The organism is Mycoplasma milvi, assembly GCF_048284715.1.
Classification (GTDB): Bacteria; Bacillota_I; Bacilli_A; order Mycoplasmatales; family Metamycoplasmataceae; genus Mycoplasmopsis.
Genome location: NZ_JBLWAH010000004.1, coordinates 76,324 through 101,286, shown reverse-complemented (window position 1 = coordinate 101,286; position 24,963 = coordinate 76,324). Strand labels below are relative to the sequence as shown.

General features: G+C 29.7%; 14 protein-coding genes. 3 read left to right on the top strand and 11 right to left on the bottom strand.

The features are described 5' to 3' along the window. Positions 1 to 254 precede the first annotated feature (254 nt). A complete protein-coding gene (locus ACNQ13_RS02750) occupies positions 255 to 644 on the bottom strand; it encodes a hypothetical protein (RefSeq protein WP_416741862.1) in 390 nt (129 codons plus the stop codon). Positions 645 to 832: 188 nt separating this feature from the next. Between ACNQ13_RS02750 and ACNQ13_RS02745 the strand changes: the two genes are divergently transcribed. Beyond that, complete coding sequence (locus ACNQ13_RS02745; RefSeq protein ID WP_416741861.1) at positions 833 to 1,477, top strand: hypothetical protein; 645 nt, start codon at positions 833 to 835, stop codon at positions 1,475 to 1,477. A 43-nt stretch (positions 1,478 to 1,520) separates the two neighbouring features. Beyond that, positions 1,521 to 2,342 (top strand): MAGa7180 family putative nuclease, encoded by an 822-nt coding sequence (locus ACNQ13_RS02740; protein ID WP_416741860.1) that lies wholly within the window; start codon positions 1,521 to 1,523, stop codon positions 2,340 to 2,342. A 42-nt stretch (positions 2,343 to 2,384) separates the two neighbouring features. Here ACNQ13_RS02740 and ACNQ13_RS02735 read toward each other — a convergent pair whose 3' ends face one another. From ACNQ13_RS02735 to ACNQ13_RS02705, 7 genes are read right to left on the bottom strand one after another with little or no spacing between them, the layout of a single operon-like run. After that, on the bottom strand, positions 2,385 to 3,938 hold the full coding sequence (locus ACNQ13_RS02735; RefSeq protein ID WP_418035607.1) for a hypothetical protein: 1,554 nt from the start codon (positions 3,936 to 3,938) through the stop codon (positions 2,385 to 2,387). Between the two features lie 24 nt (positions 3,939 to 3,962). Beyond that, a complete protein-coding gene (locus ACNQ13_RS02730; RefSeq protein WP_416741858.1) occupies positions 3,963 to 5,294 on the bottom strand; it encodes an ABC transporter ATP-binding protein in 1,332 nt (443 codons plus the stop codon). A gap of 1 nt (position 5,295) precedes the next feature. Continuing rightward, a complete protein-coding gene (locus tag ACNQ13_RS02725; protein WP_416741857.1) occupies positions 5,296 to 6,576 on the bottom strand; it encodes an ABC transporter ATP-binding protein in 1,281 nt (426 codons plus the stop codon). A 6-nt stretch (positions 6,577 to 6,582) separates the two neighbouring features. Further along, positions 6,583 to 7,698, bottom strand: coding sequence for an ABC transporter permease (locus ACNQ13_RS02720; protein WP_416741856.1), 1,116 nt, complete (start codon positions 7,696 to 7,698; stop codon positions 6,583 to 6,585). Then, positions 7,658 to 8,707 carry an ABC transporter permease gene (locus ACNQ13_RS02715; RefSeq protein ID WP_418018786.1) on the bottom strand — a complete coding sequence of 350 codons (1,050 nt, stop codon included), beginning with the start codon at positions 8,705 to 8,707 and terminating at the stop codon, positions 7,658 to 7,660. The genes ACNQ13_RS02720 and ACNQ13_RS02715 overlap by 41 nt, the downstream gene beginning before the upstream one ends. A 2-nt stretch (positions 8,708 to 8,709) precedes the next feature. Next, a complete protein-coding gene (locus ACNQ13_RS02710) occupies positions 8,710 to 11,844 on the bottom strand; it encodes an ABC transporter substrate-binding protein (RefSeq protein ID WP_418034561.1) in 3,135 nt (1,044 codons plus the stop codon). A gap of 11 nt (positions 11,845 to 11,855) precedes the next feature. Next, positions 11,856 to 17,405 carry a PDxFFG protein gene (locus ACNQ13_RS02705; RefSeq protein WP_418035605.1) on the bottom strand — a complete coding sequence of 1,850 codons (5,550 nt, stop codon included), beginning with the start codon at positions 17,403 to 17,405 and terminating at the stop codon, positions 11,856 to 11,858. A 144-nt stretch (positions 17,406 to 17,549) separates the two neighbouring features. Here ACNQ13_RS02705 and ACNQ13_RS02700 point away from each other — a divergent pair, with 144 nt between their 5' ends. After that, the gene (locus ACNQ13_RS02700; RefSeq protein ID WP_418035603.1) at positions 17,550 to 19,889 is read left to right on the top strand and encodes a synaptonemal complex protein 1; all 2,340 of its coding nucleotides are present in this window, start codon (positions 17,550 to 17,552) and stop codon (positions 19,887 to 19,889) included. Positions 19,890 to 19,926: 37 nt separating this feature from the next. Here ACNQ13_RS02700 and ACNQ13_RS02695 read toward each other — a convergent pair whose 3' ends face one another. The 3 genes from ACNQ13_RS02695 to rpsB form a co-directional block, all read right to left on the bottom strand. Continuing rightward, entirely contained in the window at positions 19,927 to 22,887 is a 2,961-nt protein-coding gene (locus ACNQ13_RS02695; RefSeq protein WP_418035602.1) for a hypothetical protein, read from the bottom strand. 112 nt (positions 22,888 to 22,999) lie between these two features. Next, positions 23,000 to 23,881: a translation elongation factor Ts gene (gene tsf, locus ACNQ13_RS02690; protein WP_416741847.1), complete on the bottom strand. Its 882-nt coding sequence runs from the start codon at positions 23,879 to 23,881 to the stop codon at positions 23,000 to 23,002. Between the two features lie 22 nt (positions 23,882 to 23,903). Then, positions 23,904 to 24,740, bottom strand: a complete 837-nt coding sequence (rpsB, locus tag ACNQ13_RS02685) for a 30S ribosomal protein S2 (protein ID WP_418035600.1) — start codon at positions 24,738 to 24,740, stop codon at positions 23,904 to 23,906. Positions 24,741 to 24,963 lie beyond the last annotated feature (223 nt).

Genomic DNA, 24,963 nt, shown 5'->3' with positions numbered 1-24,963 from the left:
CTCGAAAAAATTGACTGTCATGTACATTGTATATATCTAGTTTTCAAAGAACTTTTTTGTGTTTGTTATTCGTGATAACAAGCGATAATATTATAACACCAAAATATTTTTTAATCAACAAATTTTTAATTTATTTTTCAAAATATTTTTTAGCTTTTAAGGCTATGTGTGTTGGAAATATTGATTAAATAATACCACTATATTATTACATTCCTAATAAAAAAATAAAAAATAACCAAAATGGCTATTTATTATTATTTTGATGCTTCTTCGGCTTTAAATCCACTGATAGTAGACACTAATTCGTTTGATTTAGAATTAGTTTTTAAATCTATTATTTCGTATTTAATAGATATAGTTGTTGCTAAATAAGATTCTGGTTCAACGTTTTTAATAGTTATTTGGAATTCTTCTTTATTGTAGCCCTTAATTTCGATGTTTTCAGCTTTAGCATCTTTAGCATATGTTTCGGCTTTATTACCCTTATATGTAAACTCTAGTTTGCTATATAAAGAAAGAAAAGGTTTGACATCTGGTCCCTTAACTTCTGTGTCTTTAGTTCCACAAGCAACTACAGAAAGAGCTGGTAAAGCTAAAAAAGTAGTTCCAATAATTGAGTTTAATAATAATTTAATCTTTTTCATATATCAAATATTACATTATTTATTGTAAAAAATTGAATATTTGCTAAAAAAAATAAATGTGGAAATTCTTTTTTTCACATTTAAGCTTTTTTTAGGTTTTATTTAAATCTTAGCTAATTACAATGTATAATAACATAACAAAACAATAAGAAGCTAGTGGCTTTTTTTATATTATATGGAGGAACAACATGAAAAAAAACACACATTTAATTATTTTAATTAATGGTAAAAGAAGAAGTGGAAAAGGACTTTTAAGTACTGAACTATCAAATAAATTAAAAGAACAGTTCAATGATAATATTCATATTTTATCATTCGCTCAACCAATTAAGCAAATTACACAACCCATCTTAGATGAAATTAACTGAGATGGTATCGATAAAGAAATTGTAAGACCTTTATGAATTGCAATGGGTGAAGTGGGAAGAAAAATTGACTCAAACGTTTGATGTGCTAAAGTGTTTGATAAGATTAGAGAAACTATGGAAAAATCATCTAAAGAAAACTTAAACAGTTTATTTATTATTGATGACCTTAGATTTCCAAATGAATTAGATTACTTCAAAGGTAATAAAGCATCACTAGAAAAACATGTAAAAGAAGGTGATGAAGTTAAAGTTTTAGCTATCAGAATTGAAAAGTTTATGGATGCAACTAAATTCGTACCCGGAGTTGATGATAACTCAACTGAAACAAGTTTTGATAAATTAGTAAATATTTGTTTCGATGAGATTGTTCCTCAAAACACACTAATCGATTTAGAATGATATCCAAAATTTGACAATGTAAAGGTTATTGCTGATGTTATAATTCGTAATCACATTAATAAATAGTCATAATGACTATTTTATTTTTGCCTTATGTTAAAATTAAATTATGCCTAGAAAATTTTTTAATAAAACAGATTACTTTATAGATTATGAAAAGCAAATTTTAATCTTAAGTGACCAACTATATGACAAGCTCCATTCTGCTGGACAATTTGATAAATATAAGAAAATGGGAGGGAGCTCTATTTCAGACATTTTAATTAAGGATGCCTTTAGAAATGAATTTAGTGCCTTTTGTCACATTACTCGTTTAAAACTACCAGTTCTGACACAAAAATATGTACATGCCGGAGTTGTGCTAGAACCTCGTATTTTTGATTACTTGCGTAGTAAAATGCCAAATACAACAATTGAAAATTATGAAGCAGCAGCATACAATTATGATTTCTTTGCCTCAGATCCAATTATTGGAGGGGTACCTGATGGATATTTACCTGCTAAAAATATGATTTTAGAAATTAAAACTGCTGGTGAAAAGAAAAAAGACCTTTGAGCTAAAGAAGGTGTCGATCCTTCTTATCGTAAGCAAGCTCAATTATATTCATACTTAAAAGGAGCAGATTCTTACTCAATTGTAGCCTTATTCTTACGTCCTGAGGATTATGAACATCCTGAAAGTATTGATTTAAGTCAACGTAGTTTACAAACTTATGCTTTTAAATTAAATAAACAAGATGCCCTTGATGATATCGCTAAAATTAAGAATTGATACAATTTTTATACTAATACCAAAATCTCTCCTCGTTTTGATCTATCAATTAATGCTGATCAAATTGAATATTTAGAATGCGAAAATTTTGCTCAGTGAGAAGCTTTACTTGAAAAATGAAAAGCTCAAGGTAAGGCAGATCCTGATATCAAAGCGTAAAAAAATCCAGTGCTAACAAAATTGTTAGGCTGGATTTTTAAGTTATATGTTACCATTATTAACAGTACTTTTAGCAATATTAATAATGCTATCAACACTATAAGAATTAGATTGATTGAATCCATCTTTTTTTAGTGGTGAATTAAATAATTGATATAGCTCTGCTTTAGGTGTTGTTGCATAATATTGTCTATCAATAGTGAATAAAATTCATGTTAAGAATGTTCTATGAGTATTTCCTAAATTAGGGACAATCATTAAAGATCCGGTTCCATCAGATGATTTTACAAATAGATTTTCAATAATTTTTTGACGTAAATCTTTATATTTGGATTTTATATCTTTGTAAGGATCATTATCATTAATTGGATCTAAGTCTTTTTTAAGAAATGCAGTAACTGCATTAGGGTCTTTTTTGCCATTAACTGTTTTATGATATTGAACTTGTAGGTATTTTGCGACATTTGGAAATTCTGGTCTGGTTGGGTCAGATTCAACAGTTTTTGCTAATGGTGTTTTAGAAATACTTCTTGAAATGTCAGGAAATCCTTTAGTGATTTCATATTCACCCACACCTGTAATTTCAGAATTATTTTTTGCAGTTAACTGGAATCTAACTTTTAAACTCATTTTAGCATATTTAAATGGATCTAATTTAAATTGTGGTTCTAATGCTGGCTTATCTTGCTCATTTAAAATACTGAAAGTAAATAGTTCAGCATCATATTTACTTGCCACAATATTTTCATTTTTAACTTGTGATGGGAAAAGTTTCTTATCATCTACAGTTAATTCAATATCTTTAATATTAGCAGATAATGCTTCTTTTAATTGTTCATCATTTAAAGTTGTTTTATCAGCCTTAAATCCTTCAATATCAAAATTAACAGTTTCTTTTGCATCACTTTCTTTAGATAAAATTAACAAAGTAACTTCTAAAACAGTGTTTATTGCTTTCGGTCTAAAGCTTTCAATTTCAATTTCATATAAATCTTTATATTCTGCATCAGGACTAATTGAAACTATAATTTGTTCTTTTGTAACATCTTTTGTTAAAATTTCAGATTTATTTTCAACACTTAAAGTAATGTTTTTAGCAAAATTGTGAATATTCTTGTTAGCGATTAATGCTTTAACTTCCTCGATCGCAATATTGAAGCCAGATAATTCTCTAAACTTTCTTTGGAACGAAGTAATTTGAATATTTTCTTTATTAAACAATTGAATAGTTAAATCTAAATCATAAGCTGTTGCATCTTTATTTAATTTTTTTTCAGCTTTTGTTACAGTTACACCATATTTTTTACTATCATATTCAGGTGCTGAAATTTCGATTAGATTCGATAATTCTTGTTTATCCATCCCTACCAATTGATCAACAGTATATTGTGATTTATTTTTAATTTCTAAATTAGTAATACTATTAATCATTCTATTTAATTCTGTTTTTAAACTAACTTCTGTTTTTTCTTTATCTTGTGGTTCTTTAGTTTCTTCACCTGGCTTTTGCTCAGGTTTATGGCAACTAATAGCTAGTGCGGGTGTAGCTGCTAGCGTTAATCCACTTAAGGTTAATAAAATTCCTTTTAGTTTCATAATATATCTCCTTTTGTATTTATATTATTTATAAATTCCTCTGCGTCACTCATCTAGCTCTTCTGGCGTTGCTAAAATATAGTGATCATTATTAATTTTAATTCATTGTGGTTGTTTTAAAGAATTATAGCCATGAATTGCTGGGTTATAAGTATACCCAATTAAGCTCCCTTTTTCCCCTTCAATTGAAGGAACAGCATCTAATAATGATTTTGTATAAGGGTGTAATGAATGGTTCATAATTTCATCAGTTGTTCCAATTTCAAGCAATCTTCCTTTATTCATAACTGCAATACGATCTGAAATATATTCAACCATACGTAAATCATGAGCGATAAATAAGATAGTTAAGTTATATTTTTCTTTAAGTTCATTAAAGATGTTTACCACTTGAGCTTGAATAGAAACATCAAGCGCTGAAATAGGTTCATCCGCAATCAATAATGAAGGGCGGAGCACTACAGCACGTGAAATACCAATACGTTGTTGTTGTCCTCCAGAGAATTCTAGTGGATAACGTTTAAGTACAGAGTCATCTAGTCCTACTGATTTTAAGATGTCACGGACTAAAATTCTTTTACATTCAACTTCGCTTAATTTGTTTAATTCTTCACGATGTATTTTGGCTTGCTCTAAGTATTCGCTCGCTTGATTTAATTCTGCATAATTTGATAATTCATTAGCAAGTTTGATATATAGAGCATCAAAAGCTACATTTTCATTTAATGCTATATCAGCATCTAATTGTTTTTTGTATTCACCATAAAATTGTGAATAATTTTCTTCAGGTAGTCATCTTGTATATATTTCTTTTTCAACATCTTGATCGATATTAAATAAGTAAATTTCTTTAGCATTTTTGATGTTTGTTAACCCTTCAGAAACTACTGCTTCAACATTAATGTGTGGGTTTAATGAGTTAGCAGGATCTTGGAAAATCATTTGAACTTTATTAACCATAAAGTTTTCAATTTCTTTATATTCTTTTAGTCTTTTTCCAAATTTAAATCCTCTAGTCATCTTTTTAGGCACAACTTTATCAAAAATTTTAATTTCTCCAAAACTATGTGGCGTTAGTCCGATAATTGCTCTTCCAATTGTACTTTTACCAGATCCAGATTCACCAACAAGACCTAAAACTTCTCCACGATAAATGTTCATATTCATGTCAGTAACTGCACGGAATTCTTTTGAGCCAGAACCATAAGTAATATCAACATTTCTTAAAGTAGCTAGTAAGGTTTTTCCTTTTGGAACTTCAAGCATACCTTCAACGCCTGGTGTGTTAAAACGAATATATTTTTGTTTAAAGAAAAGGAATTTTCTTTTTGTTTCATAATAAGGTTTTTGAGACATATTATTTAGACTTAGCTAAAAACTCCTTTCATAATTTTTGAATGTGTTTAGGTGGCTCATATTCTGGAGCACGTTCATCAAGAAGTGCTGATTTAACTCTATGAGTTTCTGACAAGTAATAGAATTGAGGTTCTTCTACAAAGTCAATTCCTAAGGCGTAGTCATTTCTAACTGCAAAGGCATCTCCAACAATATTATTTAAGTTTGATGGAACCGAACCTCTAATTGTTGCCAAACGATCACCTCTATTAACATCAGGCATACTTAGAATTAGTCCTCATGTATAAGGGTGTTGAGGGTATTGCAAGATTTCTTTTGCAGTTCCCTCTTCAATAATTTGTCCAGCATACATAATTGAAATAAAATCACTAATTGAGGCAACTACTCCAAGGTCGTGGGTAATAAAGACAATTGAAAGATTTAATTTCTTTTGTAAGTCTTGAATAACATCAAGTACTAAAGCTTGTACAGTAGGGTCAAGAGCAGTAGTAGGCTCATCCATAACTAAGATCTTAGGTTCAAGAGCCACAATAGCTGCAATAACTACCCGTTGGATCATTCCCCCTGACATTTCGTGAGGATAAAGTTTCATAACCCCTTCAGGGTCTGAAATTTTAGTTAATTTTAAGAATTCTACAGCTCTGTTGTAAGCTTCTTTTTTATTTTTGACAACTTTATTAATTAGCATACCTTCCATGATTTGCTTTCCAACTTTCATAGTAGGGTTTAAAGTTGACATTGGGTTTTGGAAGACAGCTGAAACAACTCTTCCACGGTAGTGAGATTTTTCTCAATCTTTAAATGTAAATTTCTCTACATTATTATTATATAGTTTTACTTCACCACTATCGATAACAGCATTATCACCTGTTAATCCATAAAGTAAAGAAGTAATAACTGATTTTCCAGATCCTGATTCACCAATAATAGCATGTACCTTTCCTTCATAAATTTGAAGTGAAGGTCCTCTTAAAACTTTATTTTTTTCACCAGGTCTAGATGGGTTAGTAAATGATAACTGTACATCATTGATTTCAGCAGCTATTTTTACTCTTTCCCCATTAGGTAAGACTTTATATTGCACATTCTTTTCGAATTCTTCTCAATCAAATAAGTTGTTTTTTGATGAGAAGAATGAAAATTTATTAGCTAGATAAACAGTAAACTTACGTCATAATTTATGTCCAATTGTGTGTCCTGCAGCTATATCACGTGCACGTTGAATTTCACGTTGACGTTTAGCGATATTTTTTTGATCTTGTGATAAGTGTTCTGATTTCATAATTTCCTATCTTTGTCTTCTTAATGAGTCTTGCACAGAAGCACCAATAAGTTGGACACTAGTTGTAATTAAAATTAGGAAGGTTGCAGGTACAAAGACATATCTTACATAGTCTGGGAATAATTTTTGACCATCTGAAATTAAGTTACCAAGAGTAGGCACATCTTCGATTGCAAGTCCAATGAAAGCAAGAGAAGTTTCAGATAGCACAACTCCAGGAATAGTAAAGACTAATTGAGTAATTAATATCGGTAAGATTACTGGAATGTAGTTTTTAAGAATTTTTCAAGTAGGAGTTCCTAAAATTTTAGAAGCTGATACTCATTCAAAGTATTTAGCACGTTTTACTTGGGCTCTAATTTGGTTGGCCATTCCTGTTCAAGAAGTTAATGAAAGTGAAAAAACAATAACTCAGAAACTAGGTGAAATAATAATAGTCATTAAGATTAAGATAATAATTGTAGGTACAATTGAGATAACCTTAATAATAAATGTCATTATTTTGTCAAACATTTCAAATTGACCCATCATGATTCCGATAGTTAGTCCAATTACAACTTCAATTGCAGTTACCACAAAGGCAAGTGCAATTGAGTAACGCAATCCTCATCATAATCTAGCTCAATAATCTCTCCCAACATCATCAGTTCCAAAGAAGTGATAAATATTGTTTGAATCATATGAGTTAAATGTAAGTGATTTAGCTGAAATATTTGTAGTTGTTGGATCTTGAGTAGTAAATGGAATAATGATTGCTAGTAAAACTAATGTTACTAAAGTAACTAGTCCAAAAACACCAGCAAATGAACGCGAAAATCTATTAATAAATTCTTTAAAAGCTTTAGTTTCTGACCCCATGTGCATGTCAGATTGATAATCCATAATTTTACCAACCAATTTTCAACTTTGGTAGTTAAATGGTTGAGTAATTGGATTAGGTGCTGATAAGTCTTGCATGTTAGCTTCATTTTGTTTTCCAAGTGAAGCACGTGCTTTAATGTTGTTTGCTCATTTTTCGAAGAAAGCTTTAGCTTTAGAAGGTTTTTTTGACTGTTGGTTTTGTTCGTTTTCTTGATTCATTCTAAGCTCCTCTTCTTCTAATTCTTGGATCAATTGCTTCATATAAAATATCACGGAAAGCATATGAAAGCACTGTTAATAAAGCAAACATAACAATTAAGAATAAGATAACATTATAATCTTTGGTTTGAATTGCTTGAAGCAATGTGTCCCCAGACCCAGGAATTAGGAAGATTTGTTCAATAAAGATACTTCCGATAAATGATCCAAAGATAACTGCTGGGAAGAATGTTGCAATAGGGAATAAAGCAGGTTTAAGCGCATGCATTCAAACAAATCTATTTTTTGATACACCTTTTAAGTAAGCAAATTTAGCATGTACAGAATTTAATTCTCTATTTAATTCTGTACGAATGTATTTAATATAAACAATGATACTTCCAAGTGAAAGGGCAAGGCCAGGTAGAATGAAAGTAATAAAGTTGGTGTGATCAAATACATATGGCATACCAATAGCACGACCTAAAAAGACAAGTACTAAAGCAAAAATGATTGAAGGGACTGATGAAAAAATACTTACTATAATAGTTGAAATATTGTCAACTCATCCACCTGGATTTTTACCAATTCAAATCCCAAGAGGTATACCAATCCCTACAGTTAGGACAACTGAAAAGATTCCAACTAAAAATGATTTGTAAAATCTATCTCAAATAAATGAGTTTATTTCTTGACCAGGGAATAATGAAAGTGAAATTCCAAAATTTCCTGTAAATAAGCCCTTTAAATAATTAAAGTATCTTTGAATTAAAGGTAAATTTAATCCATATTTTTCTTCAACAGCTTTTCTTGATGCTTCATCTAAGCCTTGTGTTAAAGGATTCTCTCCAGGCACTGAGTTAATTAAGAAGAAAGTAATAGAGATAACAATAAGTCCAATAATAAAGAATTCTAAAATAATTTTAAATACTCTTCAAAAGGTTCTTAAAAATGGAGAATCAATTGCGAGTATTTTTTGCATTAAAGTTAGTTCATTGCTTCTTTTATTTCTAAAAGAAACTTTTGCATCGTTTAATGCGTAAGTTTCATTATTATATTTTATTTTCTGCATTATTATCCTTCCCTTGTTGTTGGTAGACCATTTCTTGGAGGTCTGGTCATATCATAAGCATATTGAAGTGAGAATCTAAATAGTGAATCTACTCCACCAACTTTTGTAACTTCTCAGTTAGTATCCACCTCCATAAGTGGAACTACAATAGCTGAATCTCTAATCACTTTTTCAAGTGAGCCTATAAATTGATATACAACACTTTGCTCTCAATTTTGATTAATTTCTTCGTCAGAAAAGTTCCCTGTAAAGAATGATGACAATCTAGAAGTGTATTCAAAAGTCGATTCTTCAAATTTAGGTAAAGCTAATTCAATGAATTTATCTCAGAATTTTGGTGCTGTTCTTTGTGCTTGATCATCATCACCGGTGTTAAAAATGTTATCTTGATTAAATTCAAGTCTTTCTTGAGTTGCATTTGTTAAATCAGAAATTTCTTGCACACTCATAAAAGTAGGTAAGAAAAGATTAAAGGCTGAATGTAATCTTGCTTTTCTAATATTAGATTTATGTAATCTTTGTTGGGAACTATCTTCTTTTTTATCAATCAACATTAAGTAATCTAATAAAGCTTTAATGTATTGTTTTGAATATCTATTAGTTATAGAAGCATTAGCATTTGCCACTTCATGTGTAATTTGTTCTAAGTATGCATCACTAAAAGCTAATATTTTATTTGTCTCATTGCTATTTAGCACATCATTAAAGGCATTAGTTAAATTATCATTACTATTAATTACATTCATTATAGAAGCAAGATCACTTTGCAATAAGTTTAAACGAGATACATTTGGATCTTGTTTTCTTAGTTCCTCTAGGACTAAGTCACTTAAATAATCTGCATAAGTAAATGAGCCAACTGGGTTTTCTTTAAAGGCAATGGTTTTTTGGTTAATTGTATCAATTTCGTCTTTTTTAAAGAAAGCCATTACATAATCTTGTGCACCATTTCCACCAATTCTGTCATAGTTTTGATAAATAATATCATACTCTCCTTTTTCAATAAAGCTTGCGAAGATATTTTCTGGTAAACTCTTTAATTCAATATTAATAAAGCCACCAAATGCTTTGTTCATAGCTTCTTTTAAGTATGAACCAGCTTTCTTTTGTTCTTCTTGTCCATTATTTAGAAAACGTAAAGTAATTTGTTTTACTTCAGGATGTTCTTTTTTGAAACGATTGATATAAAACTCAGCTGTAGGAATATCATAAGCTAAATCTCTACGCTTTGTTTTCTCAAAATTAAATCCTTTAGCCATGTGAACTACATATTCATAGTTTTGCAGTGGAAATTCTTTATCATTTTTAGCCTTAGCCTTCATTCCCTCAAAAAACATTTCAAGATTTTTTCCATCAAATGTTTTATATTGACCATATGCTGTTCAAGTGTTTACAGGGAATGAGAAATCTCAACCAACAAATTTTAAGGCGTCATCACGATTAATTGCATAATAAATAGCATTTCTAATATCTTGATTTTGTAAATAGCTATCTCCATTAGTTTCTTGATCTAAATTAAATCCAAAAGCGATAGTTCCATATCCTTGGTTTTTGTTTAAGTACTTTTTAATGTTTTCGTCAGCTCAATAAGTTGTCATCTTAGATGCTGGAATATAGGTTTGTGAAATGTAACCATCCTCGAAGAATAAAGCATTAGTATTCTTATTTGTAGAGAATAAAATTTTAATCTTATTTGACATGGTATTTTCAGCATCATAATATTCTTTATTTTTAACTAAGTTGATGTAACCATTAGGACCAAGCAAGATCCCATCTGCACCTTTTGGTATCACAAAAGGACCTGTAGTTAAGAATTTATCAGGTTCTGAACCATATTTATCAATTCCACCTGCTTCAGTTTCGATATACTTACGGTTAATTGGATATAAGTTATATAAAATGGTGAATAATAAATATGATAAGTCAGGTGTATGATTTTCATCAAAAATTAGGTTGAAAGAATTTTCATCCTTAGCTAATGATTTAATACCACCTTCCAGACCTTTGGAATCTACTGAAAAAGTTTGATATGGGTTAACATAAGGATTTTTAACAATTGTTATGGTTTTTAACTTCTCATCAGAATCATTTTCCTTAAATTTGAATTCTTGAATTTCTTTATCTAGTCTAAAGTTAGGATTATACTTGAGATTATTGGCAATAAAACTATTGTCATAATCTAAGAATAATTGTCCTGTATAGAAACCAAATTCTAAAGCTGCTTGCTTAATAGCTGCAACTTCTTTAGTATCAATTGCTTTACCATTTTTATCAAAAGTTTGTGATTGATAAACTAATGCTTTCGGATCTTGCACATAGGTGTTTACTTCCTTATTTCATACATATGGACGACGACCAAATGGATTTTTGTATGTTTTGTTAAACTTAGCTAAGTAATCTTTTTGTGCATCAATAAATTTATCAGCAGCACGGAAACCATATTTCTTAATAGTATCTAATTTTTGAGAACCTGTATTTAAATCTAAAACATATTCGAAATAATCTCTAATATCTTGTGCAGAAACATAATCACCGTTAGATCATCTATTTTTCTTTGCATTAACAAAACCAGTAATAGCCATATAGTTGTTAGAGTTTCTTGGGTTTCTAAATGCAAAAATAGTTGATTTGTTTTTTAATTCATTCCCGCTAGCAGAATCATCAGCTAGACCACCAACTGTATTAAATTGGTCAATTGAATAATATGAACCTGTAATCCCTCTTGTTCCATTATCTTGAGTTAAAACATTAGCATTCTCTTCCATATATTTGTCAAAATTAGCTGAACTTTTATCTTTTGGGTTGTCCATTACAACAAAATTATAACTTCTTTTAGAAGCTAAAACTCTCTTTAAACTTGTAGTTGGTCCGGTTTTAAGAAAACTATCTACAAGTGAAGGCAAGATTTTGTCCATTGACTTGTATTTTACATAGTTTAAGTTATTAATTGGTTCAGTTGCTAATCCTAAGTCGTAATCAACTTTAATTGATTTATTTCCAATTCCTGATCCTTTTGATATTGCGGATGCCTTTTTATCAGCAGATTGATATCCGCATGCAACAGTTGTAGCAATCAATCCCAAAGGAGCTGATGCTAACAGCAGATATTTTGATATTTTTTTAATTTTTTTAGTCATCACTCTCCTTTCTAATGTGTGATATTAAATTGATAATCAATACTAATAATTGATTTTCCAGTTTTTTCCTCAACTTCAACACCATTTTTAACAACTGTTACCATTTCAGGAATAATTTTAATTGGTGATTGCTGTGAGGCTTTAGCATTTTCAGAAATCGCATCTACATTTCCAAGATCTACATCTTGAATTGCTTTTTTATCATCATTTGCAAATTCGATGTAATATCTATGTTTTGGTTTTAATAAAGCATCTCTATATTTAGCCATTAAAGCATAATCTGTTAATCAAGATGTATAACCATAATCTTCAATTGTTTTCTTAGTTGTTACATCACCTTGTTTTTCGAGTCAGAATATGTTATTTGTTTTATTTGTATTTACTTTTAAGAATTTTTCTTCTTTGGTGTCAACATCTGTAAATTTAATGTATTTTACTTGCGCAGCTAAATCCTTTTTAATATATCCATACATTGCTAATGCATCTAAATCTTTGTTTCTAAAGATACCTGAAATACTTCTTTTTGAAACCCCATAGTTTAATAATTGAGAAATAAAGAAAGCTTCAGGACGTTTTGTAATTTTATTTCCTTCAAAGTCTTTTAATCTGATGTTTTCATCAATTATTGGATTTCTATCAGTATCATATAATTCCATACCGATGGTTTCTTTTTCAAATCTATCCTTGAAGAATCCATTACTGTTTGAAATAAATTTTCCAAAGTAGTTAGATGAAAGATATGAATCTGCATTAAGAAAGTCTTTATCACTAATTTCTTTAAAAATTGGTGTTTTTAAGTCGAGATTTGCTTTAACTTTATTAGCTGTAGCGTTTAAATATGCTTCTTGTTTACTATGTAAATAATTAGAGTAGATATTATATTCGGTAGTATTAGGTTTATATTTAGCTAGTTGTACAATGGCATCTTCATACTCATGTTTTAATTTTGCAATTTGTTTATTTGCTAAAATTTGTGAATCAATGCTTTGTTCAAAATATTGACTTCATCTGCTTGCTTCCAAAGTGGCTTTTAGTCCTTTTGCAATACCTTTAATATCATTACGTTTATCATTTAAATAATTTAATTTAGTTCCATCTACAATATAATCAAGCCCTGTAATAGCTTCGTTTAATCCTGAAAGATAGTCAGGGGTGTTACCAAAATCTTTGGTATCAGGTGAATATACTGTTTGCACATAATCTCTTGTTAAAGTTTCGGCAATACTGTAAATATAATCAGTGAACTTATCATTTAATAAAGGCTCAACTCTTGTATCGTTATAGTTTATTACATCACTTGAAGGTTCTCCTGAAGTAAATCCACCTCAGAAAACATTAAATAATGTAGCATCTTTAGGTTCTAGTAAACCATGGTCTTTTCACATCAAACTATTACCAACTAAACTTAAGAAGTCAGAAAGACTTAAATATTGTGCTTGTTGAGCAAAATTGTGTTCTTTTAATAAGTCTTGTATAAATGTTTGTAATTTAGTAACATCAAAGACTAAATGAGCATTTTCAGTCGCTTTACTTGTATCCTCCATGTAGTATTTATTAAATACTGGATCAATAATAGTAATCCCATATAGTTTTGAAAATACAGCACGGTTAGCAACTAAATCAGTTGCTGGTGAAAAATCAACAACTGAAAGAACTAAATTAGAATGTCTAAATCTATACATTGCATAGTTAGCTAATGCTTGTTTTTTATCCGTTTCACTTCCAGCTTGTTTAATGGCTTTTACTAATTCAGCAGCTTCTTTATTATTATCACTTGCAGATAATGCTTGAATTTCATTCAAATCAAATTTTGATTCAACATAAGCGATGTCTCAGTTGTAGCTTTCACTATCAATTGAGTAGCTAGCTTTAGCATAATTAATTGAAGCAAAGTTTAAAAGTTCATGGAATGAATCAGCACGATATGTTTTTTCAGTTTGTGAGCTACCTGGCAATGATACATTTGCTTGATGTGCATTGTTTTTACCTCTATTAATTGCTTTAAGTAATGCACGATCTGAAGCATTAATTCCAGATGAAAATGGATTAATTACCATTCCACGTACTTGATCTCCAAATTTGTTAAGTGGGTTAGCTGCTAAATCTCTAACTTGCGATGTAGACATTAAAACATCACTTCTGTCAATATATCCAAATAATGTATCTGTTCTTCCTGTAGGATTATTATTGCTTCTAGCAGTTCAGCCACTTGCTTCAAGGAAACTGAATAAAATATGGTTAGATCATCTTGCTTTTGTATCATTTGTCCCATAGTCAGTTGCTAATGATGAAATTCTATTGGCAAATGAATCACGATAATTAGCAATATCACCAAGGAAATAATTTCCACTCATATATGGAAAAACAAATTTATCTATAGTTAATACAGTGTCGTCCTGTGATTCTCTAAAAGCTAAAACTGGTTCAAGTCCGCTATTTCTGTAAATAGAAATCTTAACTGCGTCGCCATTTAGGCCAGTAGCCATATCTGAAATATATCTATTAATATCGTTTATTTCATTTCTTAATCCTGCTCTTAGGGCAAAATAAGTATTAGATTGACGAACCTTATTTTCGCCTTTTGCTAAAGCATTTGCATTAGTAGATGGTTCAATTTCAATTTTGTTTTCACGACCTGTTAAACTTTGTAAAAGTTGATTAACATTATTATCTTGGTTAAATAATGAAGTTGTAAAGAAATCAAACTTACCACCAATTCTAGTTGCATTAGTGTCTCAACCAGAATCGAACATGTCTCTGTTAATTGTAGCTCTAATTGACTCTTCAATCACATGAGCCTGTGTATGTAAGTAATTTAAGCTTTCTTCATCAAGTGGAATATTTAATGGTACATTAATTACTGGTGTATTATCCTTTTTATACATATTAATTTTACGTATAATACTTGGATTTTTTTCATCTGCTTCATAAATCTTGATTGTAAAGTTATTATCATCGCTAAATGTCACAATATTTGTTAGTGGATTTCCATATCCATCTTTCATTTGAGAGATTACTTCACGAGCAGTAATTGGAACTAATTTATAATTATAGTTTCCACTAGCATTTTGTATTTTTTCAAACGCTTTTGCAATTCCTGAAATTCTAGGGTTTAATGTTCCTGAATCAGCATCAAAAGAGTTAGCTATAAATAAGTCACCTAATGCAACATTTCTTTCTTTTGCTGCTTTAACCATACCAGCAAAGTCTTGTAGGAAACGACGTTTTTCATTTTTAAGAACATTAAAAATATCATCATTTGATTTTTTAGTTCCTCAAATATCAGATAAAGCTTCAGTTTCGAATTTTATCACTTTGCCATTTTCATCTAAGATACCAAATCTAAAACGAATAAATTTACCATATTCTGTGGGTTGATTATTAGCATTTACTCTAATTACTTCAATATTAGTTCTAGCCTCTAAGTAATTAACTAAAGCTTCATAAGAATAGTATGAAGATTCATTTGCCCCTCCACGAGTTGATAAACCACCAACAATAATAGGGTTTTTATCATTAATTCAAGCTTGACCTTGATCAAGAGTATAGTGGTGTCCATATTCATGAGTTGCAACATATTTTAAGAAATCTGTTGGTACACCCTTAAAATCTGGAATTAATGCTCCTAATACTAGAGGTAGTCCAATTCTATCTCCTGGTGTTAAACCACGATATGGCCCATCTTGCAATTGATATTGATATACACCATTTTCATCAACAGTTTTTACAATGTGAGGTCCATTTAATTTTCTAAGTAAGTGAGGATATTTGGCAGTTACCTTTTGAATTAATCCTGCATAAGCTTCGTTGTAAACTTGATACTTTCTAGCTGCTAATCCTTCAATTGAATTTCCATTTTCATCAACTAAAGTCTTATCTTCTGGTGTATAAAATAATGTAACAGGACTAATAGTTCCTAAATATCCTAAAGCATCTTTAAATTGTTCGAATCCTTCAGGTTGATAATTATTTGCCTCACTGGCAGAAAATGATAAGTATAGTTCTCTTTTTTGACTGTCATCACTTTGTAATGTAACATTTAAAGTATGCAATTTTACTTCAGGGTTATTTACAATATCCATTTTAACAATTGAATATTTTTTAACTAAAGCTTTTTGTTTTACATAACTTGCTTGTGCTAGTTCAGGAACAGTGTTAATTGCTTCTAAAAAGGAAGCAAAATATTGCATAGGTTGTCCATTACGTGGTTTATAAACAAAGATTGAATCATGTCCATCAGCGTATGAGTCAATATCGTAAAAGTCTAGAAAGTTTCTAATTTTGCTATTTGCAACTTCCTTAAATAGTTTGTAACTTTCATATGATCTACCTTGGATCGTTGCAAAACTAATTGAAGATGAGTAAACATTATTAATTTCTTCTCTTTTAAGTTTTTTCTCAGCAAGCATTGCAGGTGTATCACTTGCAAGATCCTTAATTTTAGCTAGTTCTTCTTCAATTGCTTCAGGAGCTAATTCAGTTACATCTAAATATTTAAAAGTGATATTTAGATGTAAATCTCTTTCAAGCTCTTGAGGTTTATCTTCATTTTTATTATCAACAGCTGTTGTAGCTGAAATAATTTCAACTGGGCGTAATTGTTCAAAAGTAGCATTTTCTAACTCATCTGGGTATTTTGCCTTTAACTCATTAAATTGATCTTTTGTAACATCAAATGGTAAGAATAAAGTTTGATTTCTAATAATTTGACCTTTACTATTAATATTTTGATCAAGTAATGCTTGGAATTTTTCCCCATTAAGTTTACTTGTAATTAAAATTTCTCTATATGAGCTGTAATTTGGTAAGACACTAGCATTTTTAATCGCTGAAGCTAGAGGGATATTTTTCAAGTAATCATCAAGTACTGCTTTAGAAACTTCGTTTTTAAATGTTGTATAAGTTAAAGCATCAGGTGCATTACCTCTTCCTCCATTTAGTGAATGAATAGGTAATGACCCAAAGAAGGCATCTGGGAAGAATTTTATTTCACTAACTTCTTTATGTAATGTTGAGTGAGATCCTAAAGTAATGGCATTTCCATTTTGCTCAACTCCAGGCACAATTCTAAATGAATCTAGAGTTAAAAGATCAGGTCCTCAAGCAACATTTTTAATAAACCAGTTTGAAAATTCAATAAATTGTTCAGGATGCACAGCTAAAACGTACTCATTGTAGAAACTAAATGAGCCATATTTTACTTCTAGAACAAATGCTTCATTGAACTTTTCAAAGTATGCATTAAAGAAATCAGTAAAGTTGTATTTCTTAGATGGCTCTTGAATAAATCAGTATTCAGAAGCATCTGGAGAAATTACAGCAACTTTATTTTTCTTTTGAGGGTCTAAAATTGCTAATTCCGGTTTTAGATTTCCTTCTTTGTCATAAATCTTTGCATAGTCATTGTTAAATAGCATCTTATTTGCTGGTGATAATGGTCCTAATTTTTCATCAGAATTTTCTGCATAGGCAATCATTGAACCAATTGCAATACCAGCGCCAACTGATAAAGTTGCTAATGATAATAAAACTTTTGTTTTTAATGATCAATTTTTAATCATGTTCACATCCTTTTCATAATTTATTTCGGTTTATCTTATATTAATATAATTAATATAAGTATTTTACCATAATTTACAAAATAGGTGGTAAGTAAATTTCCGGTTCTCTTTGTACTAAATTTAATTTATATAGTGGAGGAAAAAATGAACAAATGAAGTAAAAGATTTTTAATTACAGGTGGTGTTACTTTTGGAGCATCTATAATCGTATTAGCCAGTGTGCTAGGCGTATATGGTCAAAAGAAGGCTAAAGTTATTCCACCTGATAATTTACATTTAGATAAGGAAAGAAATGAACCAATAACCCCAAGTGTTGATGAACTTGATGATATAACTTTTAAACCAAATAAAATTCACATCCCACAAAATCCTAAAAAAGCCTTTGAAAATAGAGAATTACTTTATGTTGATTTAGAGTCAAGTACTCCAGAAAAAATCACATGGGTAAGGGATGCAAAAAAGACATACGAAAATATCAGCAATAGTTTTTCTGTTCTTAGTGAAACATCTGATAAGAATTTTAAAGTGATGGAATCTCGCTTATTAGCAATTGAAAATATTAGTCAAAATCGTAATGTATATTCAAAATTAGTATCAGATATTTATTGATGAAATAATAATTATAATTCATTAATAACTCAAGGTACAAATAACATTATCTGGGATAAAAAATACCTACAAGATAGGCTTATTAATACTGATCTAAATAGTAAAAATAGACTCAAAGATGACTTAGCTCGCTATATTATTAGTTTGCATCAATATCTAAGCATTTTTCTAAAAATGCTGCAAACTGGAGATCTTTCTAATGTGCCAAAGATTAATATAGACAATAAAACTATTGATCTAAATAAGTCACTTTCTGGTGTTTTAACCTATCAGACAGCAGCAAAAGAATTTTTAAGCTATCTACAATCTATTGTAATTACAAGTAACAACATTGAAGATGTAATTTGAGAAGTGGATGATAGGATGCTAAAATTAGAAAACTTATTGGCTGATTTATTAGCAACTTTATCAGTTAATGCTCACTATTTATCAATTATAGAAAATCGCGAATTAGCAGCATGATTTAATTTAGCTTATGACAATGCTTTTTTATCAATGTCCAATACACTGGAAACCAAAAACTCTATCTGAGAGCAAAATCTGATTCAAAATCTACAATATGATATTAGTCTATATAACAGGAACTTGACAAATGAAAAGTTTAATTTAGAAGCTTACTTACACTTTTTGAACATTAAATATAAGAAATTAGGTGAAAGTTATATTTCACTTATGCGAAAGAATAATCTTGGAAAAGAAGTTAATGCAGTTATTGAAGAATTTAAACAAAATCAAGACAAAATTGATCAAATTGATCAAAAATATATTAAAAATAAAGTTATTGATCAAATTATTAATTTAAGATATTTAGCCTCAGCTCTAGGGCAAAAAGGTTTAGATACTATTGAACAAAGTAAAAATAAATACTATAACTTTGCAGGTAACAAATTAAAAGAAGCATATCAATTTGCAAAGGAAAATAATGATAAATATTATGAAAATATAACTGAATCTTCACCTATTCAATATACACTTATGTTGCTAAAAGCAAGGCTTAAAACTATAGACTCCTATCTTGAAGGATTAAAGGAATTACAAACAAATGCATCACACTTATCTAGTGAAGTGCCAAGTATTTCAATTAATGTAAAAGCAAAGATTGAACAATATAAGGGCTATAGTGATCGCCTCAAAACAATGATTGAGGAAAATGAAACTATTTTGAAAAATGTTCCAAATGATGATTTATGCAATAAAATAGAAAATAACAACGAGGAAATAGAAACATTGATGGTGGATAGCGAATATGGAATTGATTTTCCAGCTGAGGGCTCTTATGCAATGTTATCGAATAACATCAATAACTTACTAGATAATATAGCCATGGTTAATATGCATATAACTCATGAATTAACTAAAGATTGAAAATTGAGTTGTTCTGTATCAGATATTGATATCGACTATATCTTTAAAGCCTATGAATCAGGCTTAAAAGCTTCTCAACATGAGTATGTTGAATTTCTCAAAAGAACATTTAATAGCATCAATTCAAATAAAGATGAGTTAAATAATCAAATTGAAGCACATAGTGCAGCTAGCAAGGAATTTTTGGCTAAATCATATGAAGTTCAACGTCAAAAAACCTATGCACAGTTAGCACCTCTTGAAAATAAGTTAAGACAAGCACTTGATAAAATGCCTAAAGAAATTAATAAAAAGAAAGTTGACCCACAAACTGCTGATTATTTAGTTAAAGGATATAAAATTATTCTTGATTCTGCTATAGCCTTTCGAACTGAAAAATACATCTATAATTATGGAGAATTAGACGCAAACAAAAAACTGGCAAGCGAACTCAATCTTTATATGAAAAGAGTTGATTTGAATAAAAAGTTAGCTTCTGATCTGATGTATTCATTAATTAAAAATGTTTAAGTACAAAAATATCCCAGCACTACGCTAGGATATTTTCTTATTCATATTGAGGTTGTGAACTTTTAATGAATTCTAATAAATCTTTAACTGAATTGAAATCAGCTAATGCAATTAAAATTTTGGCAGGGTTCTTGCTAATGTCTTTTGAATCAAAATTATAATTTGCAAATGGGTTTAATTCACCAATATATACAATTCCATCTAATTTTGGATTTCTTAATTGTGTATAGTATGCTTCACGAGCAACTTTTAAAGCTTGTTTTAATGGTTCTAGGTTTTGAGCTTTACTATCTAACGCTTTAAAATACTCAATGTTTGCATTGTAGTAAGCTTTTTCTAACTCATTTAGTCGTTTAGCCTCTTCAACTGGATCAAAATCATATTCTGAATCTGGTGTGGTATCAGCTTTAACACCTGTAATATTTCTATATAATTCATTATTTTGTTGAAGATTCTTAAGTTGTCCAGTTGTTAAATCATAAGCAACAGCATCTAGATCTTTATATAGGTCAGTTACTGAATTATTAGTAAAGAAATCAGAATTTGCGATCGCACCTTGTCTCATTAAAATGTAAACTTCGTTTAAAGGTATAAGAAGTGAGTTTTGCTTGTATTCTTTAGCTTTTTTCTTTTGCACACGAATTTGAGTTTCAGCATTATCTTTATCATCTAAAATGTTTCTAATAGGAGTAGAAGTAATATTTAAGTTTTCAGCAGCTTCATATTCATTATCATCTTCATCATTAACATAGAAACTAAGTCCAAGTTTAAAAGCAAGTTCTTTATATGTGGCATATTTTGCACTTATTTCTGCTTCAGGAGTTGATTCAAGTCCAACTAATTTTTCTTTTAATTCATCCACTGAAACAAGTAACTTATCTATTTTTTCATCCATTTCACTATCACCGGCAGCAAAATAGTATTTAGTTTCGCCAAATCCCTCTACTGTAGCTTTAGAAGCTTCTAATTCTTGTTTAAATTTATCAATAATCGCAACATTTGCTTTAGCTTGTTCCTTAATTGCACTAGCTTCAGTTGCATCGAATTTCATTGATTTAAATTTGTTAACAACTTCTACATAGGCATCAATAATTTTTTGCGCATTGTTAAGTTGTTCTTTAAATTGTTCAACTTTAGCGTTAGCTTTTTTACTTTGAGCTTCTAATTTAAGGAATTTACTCATTGTTTCATCATCCACAGTTATATTTAAGTTCTTAAAGTAATTTAGCATTCTGTCAAATGTGTTAACTTGACTTTCAATTTTCTTGAATGCTAGTAACTTATCAAAAGCAGATAATATGTCATTTTCAAATCCATTGTTAGTCTTTGATCTTAAACTAGATAAATGAACTGCAATAGCTTTATACAACTGAGCAGGTACTGTTTCTTCCTTTCCTTCTTCCGCTAAGTCATAGTACATTCTATTATATTTAGAAATAGCTTGATTTGCTTTCACACGTGATTGCTCAATTTGATCTTGAATTTTCTTTAGCTCAGCTTCTGTATCAATTTTATATGAAGCAATTTTGTATTTAAATTGATTTAAGTAAGTAATAATTGATTGCTTACTAAAGAAGTCTTGAATTAAGTTAAATCTTCTTAAGTCAACTAAATCCTTGCTAAAAGCAGTATAGTAGTTTGCATACATTACTGATTTTAAAGCAAATTGGTTTTCTTTATAAAACTTACTGTATAATGGTGCAATTTTATTAGCAATATCTTCAAATTCTTTTAAGGCTTCTTGATCTGTAATTTTGTTTAAAAGTGGAAATACTGAAATTCTGTAGTTAACATCATATTTAGCTTGGAATTCATCTGCAGTTGAAGGGTTTTTAATTTTCTTTTCGAAAGCTTCAACTTCTAGAAGCATATATTTGGCAATTTGGTCTTTTAATGTTGTACCTTCACCTTTAGCTTGTTTATAAGTTTCAAGAATGCTATCAACCACCTTGATATTGTCATTTAATTTATTAATTTTAGTTTCTTTAGCTTTAATATCTTTTTCTTCAGTTGGATTTATTTTTTCTACCTTAGCTAAAGCATCCTTTTGAGATTGAAGTAATTTAGCTAAATCAGCAATTCTTCAGTCAAATAATTGATCCATAAAGGCTTGCTTTGGAAATGGTGATTCAACTTGGATTGCATCTCCTAAAACAATTCTTTGAGCATTACTAAAGGCCATAGCATCTTTAAGTGCATTATATACACGAATTGAGTTAGCGTATGATAATTCAATAGAGTCAGCATCCTTAATAGTTTGTGTAATTTGACTTCTTTGTAGTTCAAACATACGTTTGTTTTCTTCTACATTATATAGATCAGGTTTTAAATTTTTAACACTGTCAATCATAAATAGATTTAAACGACTAACCATTTTAATAGCATCAATGGCTGATGTACCTCTGGCTAAAAGTTTTTTACTTAAAGTTTCTACCTTATCTTTAGCAACATCTAATAAAGCTCTTTGTGTATTTAATTCTTGAGTTAATTCTTGAATTTTTTCAGATGAAACTAGTTTTAATTCTCCACTTTCATTGCTATTTAAAATAGCATCTACATCAACTCCTAAATTCTTAAGTTCTTTAGTAAGTTTATCTACTTTACCTTGTAAAGTAACTACATCACTTTGTGCTTGATCTAATTCATCTTGTACATGTCCAATGACAGTGGTACTCAATGATGAAATTTTGTCGTTTAGTTCTTTAACAAAGTCACGCAAGGTTTTAACATCAAGCTCTGAAATGTTGCTTTCATCTTTCTTGCTTAATTGTGCTTGTAAAAGATCTTTTCTTTGTTTTAGTGATTTGTATTCTGATGGAGATAAGACATTAATTGTGTTTAATTTTCCATCCAGTGTAGCTAATGTAGCTTCTTTTTCAACATTTAATTCTTTTCTTCTTTGAGCACTTTCACCATTGTTGCAAGCTAATGCAGTAAATGGTACTAGTGTTAAACTACCAGCACTAAGGGCCAGTAAAATTGATTTAAATTTTGTCATGATTCTTCCTTATGTTTTATCTTAATATCTTCTGTATATTATATAAAAAGTAAAAAACGCATATACTGAAAAAGTTCAGTAATATGCGTTTACACATAAAAATGTAGTTTTATTATTTAACTACCATACCAGCAACTTCTTCAGCAAAGTTTGATTGAACTTTTTCAATCCCTTCACCTACTTCATATCTAACAGCGCTTACTAATTCACAGTTGTGGTTTTGTAAGTATTTTGCTACAGATAATGAGTCTTCCATAACGAAAGCTTGTTTTTCTAAAACAAATTCTGATAATTGTTTGTTTAATCATCCTTCTGTTATAGAAATTTGAATTTTTTCAGGTTTATTTTCGAAACCAGCTGGTTTAACAAATCCTTCTTTGATTGATTCAAGTCTGTCAGCTGGAATTTCGTTTACAAGAATAAATTCAGGATTCATAGCTGATACATGCATTGCAACATTTCTTGCTGCTTCTGTGTTATTTCCTTTAACAGTAACAACTGCAGCAACTTGTTGGTTTGCGTGAACGTATATTCCTAAAACTTGGTCTTCTTGAGCTTCTACTCTTGTGAAACGACGTAGAGAAATTTTTTCTCCAATAACTGCTGTAGCGTTAACTAAAGCTTGTTCAACTGTTTCACCATTTGCTAATTTAACATCTAACCCTTCTTGTAATGTGTTAGCTTTTGAGTTAAATAAAGCTGTAGAAACTTCACTTAATAATTGCATAAATTTGTCGTTTTTAGCAACGAAATCTGTTTCTGAGTTAATTTCAACTAAGATAGCATGCTTGTCATCTCCAAGAGCTGTTACAGCACCTTCAGCAGTAATACGTCCTGCTTTCTTAGCAGCTTTAACAATTCCATTTTCTTTAAGCCATGCAATAGCAGCTTCAATTTCGTATCCTGTTGCTTCTAAAGCTTTTTTACAGTCAACAAGAGCTGAGTTTGTTCTAGTTCTTAGTTCTTTGATTAATTCCATTTTGTTATCTGCCATGATAACCTCCTAAATTTTTTAATTAGTTTGCTTCTGTTGATTGAGCTTCTGTTTCAGATGTTCTGTTTGAGTTGTTTCCAAATGATGGTAACACAACTTTATCGTCTTCTTGGTAAGCAAATTTAACTTGTCCACCACGAGCTTTAACAATAGCATCAGCTAAAATTGTCATAATTAACATAATTGATTTAGCTGAATCATCATTTGCAGGGATACCAAAGTCAAGTAAATCAGGATTTGAATTTGTATCTAAGATACCAATAACCTTAATTTTCTTTCTTTTAGCTTCTTTAACTGCGATTTCATCTTCGTTTGGATCAGCCACAATCATAACTTGTGGTAAACGTTGCATATCACGAATACCATTTAAGTTTTTGTGTAATTTATCTAATTCTTTATTGAATTCTAATGCTTCTTTCTTTGTATATCCAGCAAAGTTCTTAGCAGCTTTTGCTTCAAGGTCTTTCATTTTTTGTACACTTGACATGATTGTTTGGTTGTTTGTTAATGTACCACCTAATCATCTTTCTGTTACATATAAAGAACCTGTTCTTTCAGCAGCTTCTTTAACAGCTTCACGAGCTTGTTTTTTTGTACCAACAAAAATAAATGATGCACCTTTAGATGCTAATGTGTTTACAAGTGAGTAAGCATATTCTAAGTATTTTTGTGTTTTAGTAATGTCAATAATGTGTGACCCTTTGTTCTTTTTGTTTGGAACAATGAATTCTTTCATTTTAGGGTTTCAAGCATGAGTTTTGTGTCCAAAGTATGCACCAGCTTCTAATAATTTAGTTTTTGATACAATTGGAGTTTTTTGTTCTTTTTGAACTTTTTCTTTTTTGTTTTCTGTTGTCATTGTAATTTTCCTTTAGTTTGTTTTTGCTAAATAAATATTTCGAACACCTAGCACTATGATTAGCACACCCAAGTGAATCCATATTTATTGATTTAGTTATGTAAGATTTATCTAATAAATAATTCTTGTTTATATTTTATAAAAAAGTTTATTTTTTTAAAGCTACTTTTTATTTTTTTTACTGCTACACTATAGTAAAGAAAATAAAAAGGCTATTTCTAGC